The 12289-nt window shown below is 32.6% G+C and carries 14 protein-coding genes and 1 pseudogene; 6 read left to right on the forward strand and 9 right to left on the reverse strand.

The features are described from left to right. Nucleotides 1-2420, forward strand: a 2420-nt coding sequence (gcvP, locus tag Q0616_RS08775; protein ID WP_298776534.1) for an aminomethyl-transferring glycine dehydrogenase, incomplete at its 5' end; no start/stop codon positions are given. Nucleotides 2421-2571: 151 nt separating this feature from the next. Beyond that, nucleotides 2572-3282 (forward strand): annotated as a pseudogene (aqpZ, locus tag Q0616_RS08780) (aquaporin Z). A 26-nt stretch (nucleotides 3283-3308) separates the two neighbouring features. Here the strand turns inward: aqpZ and Q0616_RS08785 are convergent. From Q0616_RS08785 to Q0616_RS08820, 8 genes are all read right to left on the reverse strand, one after another. Then, nucleotides 3309-4010, reverse strand: a complete 702-nt coding sequence (locus tag Q0616_RS08785; RefSeq protein WP_171623953.1) for a hypothetical protein — start codon at nucleotides 4008-4010, stop codon at nucleotides 3309-3311. Beyond that, the gene (locus Q0616_RS08790) at nucleotides 4007-4345 is read right to left on the reverse strand and encodes a PadR family transcriptional regulator (RefSeq protein WP_171623954.1); all 339 of its coding nucleotides are present in this window, start codon (nucleotides 4343-4345) and stop codon (nucleotides 4007-4009) included. Before Q0616_RS08790 ends, Q0616_RS08785 begins: the two co-directional genes overlap by 4 nt. 127 nt (nucleotides 4346-4472) lie before the next feature. Then, nucleotides 4473-4667: a hypothetical protein gene (locus Q0616_RS08795; RefSeq protein ID WP_298776538.1), complete on the reverse strand. Its 195-nt coding sequence runs from the start codon at nucleotides 4665-4667 to the stop codon at nucleotides 4473-4475. Between the two features lie 90 nt (nucleotides 4668-4757). Next, the gene (locus Q0616_RS08800) at nucleotides 4758-5666 is read right to left on the reverse strand and encodes a M28 family peptidase (RefSeq protein ID WP_298776541.1); all 909 of its coding nucleotides are present in this window, start codon (nucleotides 5664-5666) and stop codon (nucleotides 4758-4760) included. A 38-nt stretch (nucleotides 5667-5704) separates the two neighbouring features. Next, nucleotides 5705-6373 (reverse strand): sterol desaturase family protein, encoded by a 669-nt coding sequence (locus Q0616_RS08805; RefSeq protein ID WP_171623957.1) that lies wholly within the window; start codon nucleotides 6371-6373, stop codon nucleotides 5705-5707. A gap of 133 nt (nucleotides 6374-6506) precedes the next feature. Then, nucleotides 6507-7790 (reverse strand): citrate synthase, encoded by a 1284-nt coding sequence (locus Q0616_RS08810; RefSeq protein ID WP_171623958.1) that lies wholly within the window; start codon nucleotides 7788-7790, stop codon nucleotides 6507-6509. 80 nt (nucleotides 7791-7870) lie between these two features. After that, complete coding sequence (gene eno, locus Q0616_RS08815; protein ID WP_171623959.1) at nucleotides 7871-9163, reverse strand: phosphopyruvate hydratase; 1293 nt, start codon at nucleotides 9161-9163, stop codon at nucleotides 7871-7873. Nucleotides 9164-9349: 186 nt separating this feature from the next. Continuing rightward, nucleotides 9350-9799: a hypothetical protein gene (locus tag Q0616_RS08820; protein WP_225542651.1), complete on the reverse strand. Its 450-nt coding sequence runs from the start codon at nucleotides 9797-9799 to the stop codon at nucleotides 9350-9352. Nucleotides 9800-9931: 132 nt separating this feature from the next. Between Q0616_RS08820 and greA the strand changes: the two genes are divergently transcribed. The 4 genes from greA to Q0616_RS08840 are packed head-to-tail and all read left to right on the forward strand — an operon-like array spanning nucleotide 9932 to nucleotide 11782. After that, entirely contained in the window at nucleotides 9932-10411 is a 480-nt protein-coding gene (greA, locus tag Q0616_RS08825; protein WP_171623961.1) for a transcription elongation factor GreA, read from the forward strand. Between the two features lie 21 nt (nucleotides 10412-10432). Then, nucleotides 10433-10825 (forward strand): HIT family protein, encoded by a 393-nt coding sequence (locus Q0616_RS08830; protein WP_171623962.1) that lies wholly within the window; start codon nucleotides 10433-10435, stop codon nucleotides 10823-10825. A 3-nt stretch (nucleotides 10826-10828) separates the two neighbouring features. Next, the gene (locus Q0616_RS08835; RefSeq protein WP_225539033.1) at nucleotides 10829-11398 is read left to right on the forward strand and encodes a lipopolysaccharide assembly protein LapB; all 570 of its coding nucleotides are present in this window, start codon (nucleotides 10829-10831) and stop codon (nucleotides 11396-11398) included. Beyond that, nucleotides 11399-11782 carry a hypothetical protein gene (locus tag Q0616_RS08840; RefSeq protein ID WP_171623964.1) on the forward strand — a complete coding sequence of 128 codons (384 nt, stop codon included), beginning with the start codon at nucleotides 11399-11401 and terminating at the stop codon, nucleotides 11780-11782. It begins immediately after the preceding gene. Here the strand turns inward: Q0616_RS08840 and Q0616_RS08845 are convergent. Next, on the reverse strand, nucleotides 11779-12207 hold the full coding sequence (locus tag Q0616_RS08845; protein ID WP_171623965.1) for an NUDIX domain-containing protein: 429 nt from the start codon (nucleotides 12205-12207) through the stop codon (nucleotides 11779-11781). The two genes, Q0616_RS08840 and Q0616_RS08845, sit on opposite strands and share 4 nt — an antisense overlap. Between the last annotated feature and the right edge of the window lie 82 nt (nucleotides 12208-12289).

Genomic DNA, 12289 nt, shown 5'->3' on the forward strand with positions numbered 1-12289 from the left:
GTGGTGAAGCAATGCACATGTTATTTGAATCTCGTTCTCGTGATCAAAAGAAAAATAACGTTGTCAAATTTTTTGTAGCAGATAATTTATTTCCACAATCTATAGCGGTTTTAGAAACGAAAGCACATGGTTTAGGAATTGAATTAGTTGTAGGAAACTTTGAAACGACAGAATTAACTGAAGATTTCTTCGGAGCGATTGTTCAATACATCGGAAAAGGAGGACAAATCAATAACTATAGATCATTTGTAGAAAAAGCAAACGCAGTAAACGTAAAAGTAGCCGTAGCAACAGATTTATTAGCTTTAACATTATTAACACCTCCAGGTGAATGGGGAGCTGAAATTGCAATTGGTACTTCTCAACGTTTTGGTGTTCCAATGGGATACGGAGGACCACACGCAGCTTTCTTATCTTGTACAGAAGAATACAAACGTGTAATTCCAGGACGTATTATTGGAGTTTCTCAAGATCGTTTAGGGAACTATGCGCTTCGTATGGCTTTACAAACACGTGAACAACATATCAAACGCGAAAGAGCTACTTCTAATATTTGTACAGCACAAGTATTGTTAGCGGTTATGGCTTCTTTTTATGCGGTTTACCACGGAAAAGATGGGTTACAATATATCGCAAATGAAATTCACACAAAAGCTGGAATTTTAAATGCTGGTGTTCAACATTTAGGATTTAAAACAGTAAATACTGCATTTTTTGATACCGTTCAAATCGAGGTTGAAAACTCGGACGAAATTGTGAAAATTTTTGCTGAAGAAGAAATCAATGTAAATGGATTCGAAAACGGAAAAATTTCAATCACAATTGATGAGATGACTTCTGAAGAAGATATTTTCGAAATTTTAAGTGTTTTTGCAACAATCAAAAATACGGAAGAAGGTTTTGAATTTGAAGTTGAAGACACTTATTTACCTCAAGACTTAATCAGAACTTCTGATTTCTTAACACACGAAAACTTCAATTTATATCATACAGAAACAGAATTAATGCGTTACATCAAACGTTTAGAGCGTAAAGATTTAGCGCTTAATCAATCGATGATTGCATTAGGTTCTTGTACAATGAAATTGAATGCTGCAACAGAATTATTGCATATGTCTTGGGAAAGAATGGGGAATGTTCACCCTTTCACTCCAAAAGATCAAGTAGAAGGTTACCAAACATTAATCAAAAACTTAGAAGATTATTTAGCTGTAATCACAGGTTTTGATGCAACTTCTTTACAACCAAACTCTGGTGCACAAGGAGAATATGCAGGTTTAATGGTTATTCGTTCTTACTTTGAGGCAAAAGGAGAAGGACACAGAAATGTGGCATTGATTCCGCAATCTGCTCACGGAACGAACCCTGCTTCTGCTGCAATGGCAGGAATGCAAGTTGTTGTGGTGAAAAACTTAGAATCTGGTGAAACAGATTTAGTTGATTTAAAAGAAAAATGTGAAAAACACAAAGATAACTTAGCTGCCTTGATGATTACTTATCCATCAACTTACGGTGCTTTTGATAGCAATATCGAAGAAGTTACTGAAATGATTCACGCCTACGGAGGACAAGTTTATATGGACGGTGCAAACATGAATGCACAAGTTGGATTAACTTCTCCGGGAAATATTGGTGCAGACGTTTGTCACTTAAACTTACACAAAACATTCGCTATTCCTCACGGTGGTGGTGGACCTGGTGTAGGACCAATTTGTGTAAAAGCACACTTAGCTCCTTTCTTAGGTTCTTCTCCATTAATCGAAACTGGAGGAAAAGAAGCTACAAATACATTCGCTGCGGCTCCTTATGGTTCTGCATTCATTTTACCAATTTCTTATTCATACATTTTAATGTTAGGTGCAGAAGGTTTATTGAAAGCTACACAAGGTGCTATCTTGAATGCCAACTACATGAAAACGCGTTTAGAAAAACATTTTGATATTTTATATACAAATGCAAATAATGTCGTAGCACACGAATTCATCTTAGATTGTCGTCCATTCAAAAAAGCAGGTATCGAAGTAACTGATATTGCAAAACGTTTAATTGATTACGGATTTCACGCACCTACTGTATCTTTCCCAGTAGCGGGAACATTGATGGTAGAGCCAACAGAATCTGAAAACAAAGCAGAATTAGATCGTTTTTGTGATGCATTAATTTCTATTCGCCAAGAAATTGACGAAGTTGTAAACGGAGATTATCCAGTTGACAACAATGTATTACACAATGCGCCTCACCCTATTCATTTGATTACTGCTGACGAGTGGGAATATCCTTACTCTCGTTCTAAAGCTGCATATCCAGCAGAATGGGTTCGCGAGCGTAAATTCTTCGCTTCTGTATCAAGAATTGATGATGCATACGGAGATCGTAACTTAATCTGTACATGTGCCCCAATTGAGGCTTATATGGACTAATAGAAATTTTAAAATAGACTTTTCTAAATATTAAATCGCTCTGATTTCTCAGAGCGATTTTTTTTTTTGTTTTCATAATAAAAGCAATAAAAAGTGTTTGTTATTAAAATTTTTCCTAAATTCATTCCAACTAAACTTTTAATATAACATTATGAAAAATTATGCTGCCGAGTTTTTCGGTACTTTTTGGTTAGTCTTTGGAGGTTGTGGTAGTGCTATCTTTGCTGCAGGAATCCCAGAATTAGGAATTGGATACATGGGAGTCGCACTTGCATTCGGTTTGACAGTTTTGACAATGGCTTATGCTGTTGGTCATATTTCAGGATGACATTTTAATCCCGCGGTATCATTCGGATTATTTGCTGGCGGACGATTTGATGGAAAACAACTTCTTCCTTATATCATTTCGCAAGTATTAGGCGCAATTGCCGCTGCAGGAGTTTTATACTTAATCGCATCCGGAAACTCAGATTTTGCTATTGACAACACAAAAGCAGGTGCTTTTGCATCCAATGGATATGGTGCTTTTTCTCCGCATGGTTATAGCTTGCAAGCTGCTTTTTTAGCAGAATTTGTCTTAACAGCTTTCTTCTTAATTGTAATTTTAGGTGCAACAGATAAATTTGCAAACGGAAAATTTGCTGGAATCGCTATTGGTTTAGCTTTAACATTAATCCACTTAATTTCTATTCCAATCACTAACACATCTGTAAATCCTGCCCGATCTACATCACAAGCTATTTTTGTTGGAGGAGAACCTCTTTCTCAACTATGGCTATTTTGGGTTGCTCCAATCGCAGGAGCAATTGTTGGAGGATTAATCTACAAATTTTTATTACAAAAAGACGAAAGTCATACATAAACCAAAAGCTCCAAAAGGAGCTATTTTTAATTTATTATTAAATGATATTCTGGATACAATTCCTTTAATATTTCTTCGGAATGCTTAGGTAAATAATAGCACGAAACATATAAAATTAAAAATAATAGGGGTAACAATATAGCTGCACCTAAATTCAAATAAAAGAAATTAACATTTAAATGAAGAATTAACTGAATACCTAAATTAAATATTCCCGAAGCAGCTGAAATAGATATAAAATTTTTATAAATCGTTTCTACCAAAACTAATTTTATACCCAACTTTTTTGTTTTACGTTTATATTCCCTATTCAATCGAATAAGTTGAAAAATACTAAAACCATAAAAAAGTATTACTACAACAGCAAAAGTAATTTTTTCATCAATCAAAGTAAAAAGCATATAAACAAGAGCAAAAAGTAAAATCAATCCAATGTATTCTTTCTTTTTTAGATGATCTAAAATTGCTCTATTAATCAGTTTTTTATATTTCTTCTGAAGTTCTAATTTCCTGTTGTCAACAATATCTGAAAATCCAAATACACCAAATTTTTTAAACTCAATTTTTAAAGCATCTTCAAAAGAAATTGTTTCATCAAAATTCCATTGCTCTTCAATTCCACAAGCCAAATGATCAACTAACTCAATCTGTAAATCATAATATTCTACATAATGATTCTTAGTAAATTGAAATAATTTTTCAATTTCAATCTCATTTAATTTTCTCATAGATTAGACAATTTAGGATTAATTAAATTCTGTATTTGATCTATTGTTTCATTCAGTGACGCTAATCGATTGACAGTTTCTTTTTGTCCAATTTCGGTTAATTTGTAATACTTACGGATTCTTCCATTTATTTTTACTGCTTCAACTTCAATTACATTTTGGGTTTCGAGCTTATGTAAAATAGGATACAGAGCACCTTCTTTGATTTCAAATTGATTATTAGAAAGGATTTTTATTTTACTTATAATCTCGTAACCATACATTTTACCATTATCTTGTAATAATTTTAAGATAATTGGTTGTAAGGTTCCTTTATAAAATTGAACATCTATCATATACCTAATTTACTTATGTATAGTAAAAATAATATTTTTTTTTAATTATTCTCCTCTTTCAGTAAAAAATCTGTAAAATAATATGTTAATTAAAATATAGGATTGTTCGAAGCTTCCTGTTACAATTCTATTCCTTTGTTTTGATGTTTTCTTTGTATACAAAATGTTTTAATAATCGCAACATAACATAAAGCACAATCAATACAATTCTATATTTGTATAATTTTTCTAATCCTTCGATTGGAAAGAAATTAACCGAAAGAATTAAAAATAACAAAATTGCAAGAATACAATAACTTAAAGGATTGATTAATTTACTCATTTAGATCATTTTCAATATTAGTTGATTTTTTAGATTACTTGTTACAAAATATGGTAAACAAAAATCCGTTCAAGTAGAACGGATTAAATTTTATTTTAAATATTTTGGTGCTTCATTATTCTTCATCATTTTATTTAAGCTACGTCCAATTCCTTTTGTGATTGTTGAAAGATTTTTAAAATTAATCACCGAAATTTCATCATTAACTTGATGATAATGATTTTGATTTTCCATATTGACCGATGAAAGTGAGTGAGAAACCACCTTATGATTGACAAAGTTTACATTATCTGAACGGAAAAACAATTGCTGTTGTAAATAAGGATCGTGCTCTACGTTAAAAGTTTTGCAAGAATTTTTATTCATAATCTCCATCAAATCCGAACGATCACTTCCTGTCATATACACTTTACCTTCGCCAAAAGCAGAAACAGTTCCAATCATTTCTAAATTCAACATCACTTTCATTTGCGGTAAATATTTTTGGAAATCCGGATTTTCAACCAACATTTTAGAACCAATTAATCCAATTTCTTCAGCATCAAAAGCCATAAACATCATGGTTTGCTTCACTTTCTTATTCTTAAAATAATCAGACAACGCCATTACAGCCGATGTTCCACTTGCATTGTCATCAGCACCATTAAAGATTTTATCTTCGCTTTTATCACTTGTCCCAACATGATCAAAATGTGCACCTACAGCATAAATATCAGTCGATTTACCTTCTTTGATTCCGCAAACATTTTGTCCTGTTTTACCTTTATGTTCAAATTTGATTAAATACGAATCACCAACACATGGTTTTAGATTATTTTCTTTGAACTTTTTTGCAATCAATTCAGCAGCCAAACGATTTTCTGTTGTTCCAAATTTTCGACCTTTCATAGCATCAGAAGCTAATTCTTCGACATATTGCTTTTGATTTTCTATCGAATATTGCGCATTTGCTTGATTGAATGCAAGTAATCCAATTGCAAGTAAAGTATATTTTTTCATTTTTCTGAGTGTGATAATTTGACGGAAGATACAAAAAATTAACTTTTCTTCTCAAACATCAATTCTTTTACTTTTTCTTTATCCTCTTTCTCATTTTTTAGATCGAACATCGTTCCAAAAACTCGATCCCAAAATGTATTTGACACTCCAAAACCTAACTCTTCGTTTTTATAATGATGCAAATGATGATTGCGCCAAAGAGGTTTCATAAACTTGAAAGGCGGCGCAACAGCATGAATCAAATAATGCATAGACGCATACAATAAATAGCCAATCATAAAACCAGGAAAAAAAACAAAAGTGTATTTTCCTAAAATTAAATATTGAATAAAAAATATAAAAGAAGCTAAAATAATGCTCGGCACTGGAGGCATAAAAAGCCGTTGTTTATCGCGTGGATAATGATGATGATTACCATGAAAAATATAAACAATTCGTTTCAAACTTTTTTGTTCAGCTGTCCAATGGAAAAGATAACGATGCGCAAAATATTCGAACAATGTCCAGAATAACATCGCTCCAAAAAAAATAGAAACAACTGTTAGTGTAGATAATTCGTAACGCGAAATTCCATAATAAACACAATAAGAAAGTAATGGAATATACATTCCCCAAATAACTGCAGGATGACCTTTTGTCAACATTTCCAGATATTTGTTTTCGAATATTTGCGCTTGACCTTTATTATGTATTTTCTCAAATTTCATAGGAACAAAATTTAAATCACTTAAAAATAAAGCTTAAACGCGTTTTAAACAAAAAATATTTGGGAATTAATTGTTAAAAAAAATCCGAAAATCAAGATTTGATTTTCGGATTATATAGTCAATAAGAAATTTCTTATCTGTTTTCAATATCAACGTAATCACGTAATGGAGCTCCTGTGTATAATTGACGAGGACGACCAATTGGTTGATTCGTTTCGCGCATTTCCATCCATTGAGCAATCCATCCTGGTAAACGTCCAACAGCAAACATTACTGTAAACATTTCTGTAGGGATATCTAACGCTTTGTAAATAATTCCTGAATAGAAATCTACGTTTGGATATAAGTTTCTTGCTTTGAAGTATTCGTCTTCTAAAGCAGCTTTTTCTAATTTTTTCGCAATATCTAAAATAGGATCATTGATGCCTAATTTCTCTAAAACGTTGTCAGCAGCAACTTTGATGATTTTCGCACGAGGGTCAAAGTTTTTATAAACACGGTGTCCGAATCCCATTAAACGGAATGGATCGTTTTTATCTTTTGCTTTCGCTAAGTATTTATCTACGTCTCCACCATCATTTTTGATTGCTTCTAACATTTCTAATACTGCTTGGTTAGCACCTCCGTGTAATGGTCCCCATAAAGCTGAGATACCACCAGAGATTGAAGCGAATAAACCTGCGTGAGAAGATCCTACTAAACGTACACTTGATGTAGAACAGTTTTGCTCGTGATCTGCGTGTAAGATTAATAATTTATCAATTGCATCAACAATAACTGGGTCTAATTCTAAATCTTGACCTGGTTTTTTAAATAACAATTGGTAAAAGTTTTCTACGTAAGATAATTTATCGTTAGAGTAATTTACTGGTAAACCTTTGATTTTTCTTTGTGTCCAAGATGCTAAAACTGGGAATTTCCCTAATAAAGTTACAGCAGCTTTGTACATATCTTCTGGAGAAGTAACATCAACAACTTTTGGATTGAAAGCTGATAATGCAGCTGTCAAAGAAGTTAAAACTCCCATTGGATGAGCTGAACTTGGGAATGCATCTAAGATTTTAATTAAATCTTCCGATACATGGTTATACTCATTAATATCTGCTACAAATTTATCTAATTCAGCTTGCGTTGGTAATTCTCCTTTGATTAACAAATACATTACTTCTACGAAAGAAGATTTCTCTGCTAATTGCTCAATAGGATAGCCACGGTACATCAATTTCCCTTCTTCACCATCTAAAAATGTAATTTTAGACTCACATGCTCCTGTATTTTTATATCCTGGATCCATTGTGATTAACCCAGTAGCACTTCTTAACTTAGAAATGTCAATAGATTTTTCGTCCATTGAACCTGTTGTAACTGGAAGTTCCAACTCATTTCCATTGTAATTTAATATTACCTTATCTGACATTTTATAGTTTATATTATTTATTGCGTAATTTACTAATAATTTATTAATTCAGGACTGATAATTATCAGTCTAAAATAATTCTATCGCTTAACTTTAAAAGCTTTAAGACCTGGGAAGATAGCAGTCTCACCAAGAATTTCTTCGATACGTAACAATTGGTTATATTTTGCCATACGATCAGAACGAGATGCAGAACCTGTTTTAATTTGTCCTGTGTTCAATGCAACAGCTAAATCAGCAATTGTAGCGTCTTCAGTTTCTCCAGAACGGTGAGACATTACTGCTGTGTAACGTGCATTTTGTGCCATTTGTACCGCTTTGATTGTTTCTGTTAATGTACCAATTTGATTAAATTTGATTAAGATTGAATTTGCTGTTTCTGTTTCAATTGCTTGATCTAATTTCTTAACATTTGTCACCAACAAATCGTCACCAACTAATTGTACACGATCACCAATTTTATCCGTTAAAATTTTCCAACCTTCCCAATCATTTTCATCCATACCATCTTCAATCGAAATAATCGGATATTTTTCTGCTAATTCTGCTAAATAAGCTGCCTGCTCTGCAGAAGTACGAATAGCTCCTTTATCTCCTTCGAATTTTGTATAATCGTATTTTCCATCATGGTAAAATTCTGATGATGCACAATCTAATGCAATCATAATTTCTTCACCTGCTTTATAACCTGCTTTTTCTATCGCTAAAATTACTGTATCTAAAGCATCTTCTGTTCCTTCAAAAGTCGGAGCAAAACCTCCTTCGTCACCTACAGCTGTAGATAAACCTCTATCGTGTAAAATCTTCTTTAGTGAATGAAAAACTTCTGTTCCTTTGCGCAAAGCGTCCGAGAAAGATGCTGCCTGAACTGGCATAATCATAAACTCTTGAAAAGCGATTGGCGCATCAGAGTGAGAACCTCCATTTACAATATTCATCATTGGAACTGGTAATGTATTCGCATTAACACCTCCAATATATCTAAATAATGGTAAACCTAATTCTTCTGCTGCTGCTTTTGCAACCGCTAATGAAACACCCAAAATCGCATTCGCACCTAATTTCGCTTTGTTTTCTGTTCCGTCTAAATCAATCATCACTTGGTCGATTAAATTTTGTTCGAAAACTGAGAAACCAATTAATTCTGGAGCAATAACGTCATTTACATTCTCAACTGCTTTTAATACTCCTTTTCCTAAGTAAATATCTCCACCGTCACGTAATTCTACCGCTTCATATTCTCCTGTAGATGCTCCAGACGGAACTGCTGCACGTCCTAATATACCTGATTCTGTTATGACGTCAACTTCTACTGTAGGATTACCACGAGAATCTAAAATTTGTCTTGCATGAATATGCGAAATAATGCTCATTATGTTTATGTTTTATTTGATAATAATTTAATTTACCAAAAATAATGGATTTGGATAAGCTTTACAACGAAATTATCTTTTTTTAAAAATAATTTAATCCAAAAATAATCTAATTTATTTATGCACGCATAGTATTAGATCATAATTCCATTTTTTTTGTAAATATAATTCAATTATTAATAATCTTTAATTCGTAATAGTTATGACACCATTCTGTGTTGCATATACTTGATATGTACGTGGAGCACGATTCGCAACTTTAGTAGGTTGTCCTGTTAATAACATCCATTCTGCACCATCTTCTTTACAAACAATTTTAATATCCTCTTCTACGTACAATGTAGATTTTTCAGTTGGGCATATATGTGGGGCATTCCGATCATACGCTTTATAACCTGAGGCTGTTCGTACTACAATTATTCCTCTTGTACCTGCCATCGTTCCATTTACATAAACCCAACCACCTGGATTATTAAGATTAGCATACAATGGTAATGTTGTGTTGATGGCAACATTTACAGTCGTTAAAGGAACACAACTTACCGTTCCATCATCTGTATTACATGATTGAAAAATTAGTAGAAGTGCACCTAAAAATAAAACTTTATTTAGAATCGTTTTAATAAACTCTTTCATTTTTAAATTGGTATATATTTTTTACTATCTTTGTAATAGAAAAATAGAATAGTCCTGCGCATATCTACGATATGTGTAGGATTATTTATTTTATATCACTATTTAATAAAAAATTAATTAAACATTGTTGTTATGGCAAATATACAATATGTAACGAAAGAAGGATTAGAAAAGTTGCGTGAAGAGCTTCATCAGTTAGAAACTTTTGAGCGTCCAAAAATTTCGCAACAAATTGCTGATGCACGTGATAAAGGTGATTTATCTGAGAATGCAGAATACGATGCTGCAAAAGAAGCACAAGGAATGTTAGAAATGCAAATAGCTAAATTAAAAGAAGTTGTTGCTTTTTCTCGTGTTATAGATGAATCTAAATTAGACCACTCAAAAGTCTCTATCTTATCAAAAGTTAAAATAAAAAATACAGCTAACGGACAAGAATTAGTGTACACTTTGGTACCAGAATCTGAAGCTGATTTAGCTAAAATGCGCATCTCAGTTAACACACCAATTGCAAAAGGATTATTAGGAAAATCTCTTGGTGATGTTGCAGAAATTACATTACCTAACGGAATGACTTTAAATTTTGAAATTTTAGAAATATCTTTGGACTAAGATTTCAAAAATTAAAAACATATGGCAAGCATTTTCACTAAAATTATAAACGGAGAAATACCATCATACAAAATTGCTGAAAACGATCGTTACATCGCTATTTTAGACGCCTTCCCTTTGGTAGAAGGACATGTATTGGTAATCCCGAAAAAGGAAGTTGATAAAATCTTCGATTTAGACAAAGAAACCTATTTAGGTTTAATGGACTTTTCGTATGAAATTGCACAAGCTATAGAAAAAGCTATACCTTGTCTACGAGTTGGTGTAGCAGTTGTTGGATTAGAGGTACCACATGTACATGTACATTTGGTTCCTCTAAATTCAATGCAAGATATCAATTTCTCAAATCCAAAACTTCAATTATCTGCCGAGAAAATGAATGAAATTGCAGATAGTATCAAATCATATTTATAAACGATGAACAAATACATTAAATTAGTAATCGCCGCTGTATTAATCGCTTTAGCAATCTTTTTGTTTAGCACTCGCGAATATGGTTGGGGATTTGTTTCGTTATTAGTCGCTGTATTTCCTATTTTATTTTATTTCAGAAACGAAAACATCTTGTTAGCGTTCTGGTTTTTACGCAAAGAGGATATGGCAAAAGCGAAAAAATGGTTACAAAGAATCAAGAATCCATCAACAGAATTAATTCCAAAACAAATGGGATATTTTCATTACATGATGGGAATTACTGAAGCGCAAGATAATGTTGCCGTTTCAGAAAAATACATGAAAGAAGCCTTAAACTACGGTTTATCTTTTGACCACGACAGAGCAATGGCAAACTTATCATTGGCTGGTGCAGCAATGGCAAAAGGTAAAAAGAAAGAAGCTGAAGGTTATATAAAAGAAGCGAAGAAAAACGACTCGAAAGGAATGTTTACTGATCAAATCAAAATGATGAACGGCCAAATGAAACGTTTCAACGTTAGTAATTCGCAATTACAAAACCCACATATGCGTCATAAAGGACGTAAATTCTAAATGGATATTTCAAAATTAACAGAAGAATCATCATCAAATAATAACAAGTGGAAGCAGATTGAAGAATTCTTCATGCAAAATTTCACGGACGGTGAACGACCAGATTTAGATACAATACTTTTTTTAATTGGTGTCCAAGAATTGGGACAAGGAAAAAAACGATTTAAAAAAGATGATAAACTAAATTTACTTCATATCGCCGTTTGTCGAGTGTTAGAGCCTTTCGGTTTTTATCGTTTCGAAGGACAAGATCCAGATGGTTGGCCACATTTTGAGTTATTGGAAGATTTACCACCACTCAAAACCAACGAACAAACTTTGTTAATGAAATACGCTGTTATTCAGTATTTCGATGATCAAAAAATTATAAACTTCGAGTCTTAGGATTCGAAGTTTTCTTTTTTATACAAGTCTACAACCACTTTATCGGCGTCAAGTGTAAATTGATTTGAATCCAAGTCATTAACCTCTATCCACAACAATTCGTTGATATCAGCATCCAAAATTTTTAATTGTGCCAATGACTTTTCACTAACAGTAGCTTTGTAATAAATTAATAAAACTTGTTCAGTAGGATCAAAAGCATTAAGTACAAAAAAATCTTGTGTAAAAATATGCGAACCAATTTCTACATCAAGATTTAGCTCTTCTTTAAACTCGCGTTTCAAACAATCTTTCGTTCCTTCACCAAATTCCAAACCACCTCCAGGAAACTTATAAATCAACTTTCCCTGAAAAGGCTCATGAATCACCAATACTTTTCCCTTATGTTCCAATAACGCATATATACGTACATTAAATGGTTTCATTTCTCTAACTTATTTAAAAACTAAAAGTAAATAATATTTGATAATATTCTATAAATTTCTTTCTGGGCGTTCCCTCGCCAAC

The sequence above is a fragment of the uncultured Empedobacter sp. genome, assembly GCF_937930195.1.
Lineage (GTDB): Bacteria > Bacteroidota > Bacteroidia > Flavobacteriales > Weeksellaceae > Empedobacter > Empedobacter stercoris.

Coding starts and splice junctions, on each gene's coding strand:
- Q0616_RS08790 (WP_171623954.1), bottom strand. CDS start 4,345: ATGATAGATGTTCAATTTTATAAAGGAACCTTACAACCAATTATCTTA.
- Q0616_RS08820 (WP_225542651.1), bottom strand. CDS start 9,799: ATGAAAGAGTTTATTAAAACGATTCTAAATAAAGTTTTATTTTTAGGT.
- Q0616_RS08800 (WP_298776541.1), bottom strand. CDS start 5,666: ATGAAAAAATATACTTTACTTGCAATTGGATTACTTGCATTCAATCAA.
- Q0616_RS08835 (WP_225539033.1), top strand. CDS start 10,829: ATGAACAAATACATTAAATTAGTAATCGCCGCTGTATTAATCGCTTTA.
- Q0616_RS08830 (WP_171623962.1), top strand. CDS start 10,433: ATGGCAAGCATTTTCACTAAAATTATAAACGGAGAAATACCATCATAC.
- eno (WP_171623959.1), bottom strand. CDS start 9,163: ATGAGCATTATTTCGCATATTCATGCAAGACAAATTTTAGATTCTCGT.
- greA (WP_171623961.1), top strand. CDS start 9,932: ATGGCAAATATACAATATGTAACGAAAGAAGGATTAGAAAAGTTGCGT.
- Q0616_RS08785 (WP_171623953.1), bottom strand. CDS start 4,010: ATGAGAAAATTAAATGAGATTGAAATTGAAAAATTATTTCAATTTACT.
- Q0616_RS08795 (WP_298776538.1), bottom strand. CDS start 4,667: ATGAGTAAATTAATCAATCCTTTAAGTTATTGTATTCTTGCAATTTTG.
- Q0616_RS08845 (WP_171623965.1), bottom strand. CDS start 12,207: ATGAAACCATTTAATGTACGTATATATGCGTTATTGGAACATAAGGGA.
- Q0616_RS08810 (WP_171623958.1), bottom strand. CDS start 7,790: ATGTCAGATAAGGTAATATTAAATTACAATGGAAATGAGTTGGAACTT.
- Q0616_RS08805 (WP_171623957.1), bottom strand. CDS start 6,373: ATGAAATTTGAGAAAATACATAATAAAGGTCAAGCGCAAATATTCGAA.
- Q0616_RS08840 (WP_171623964.1), top strand. CDS start 11,399: ATGGATATTTCAAAATTAACAGAAGAATCATCATCAAATAATAACAAG.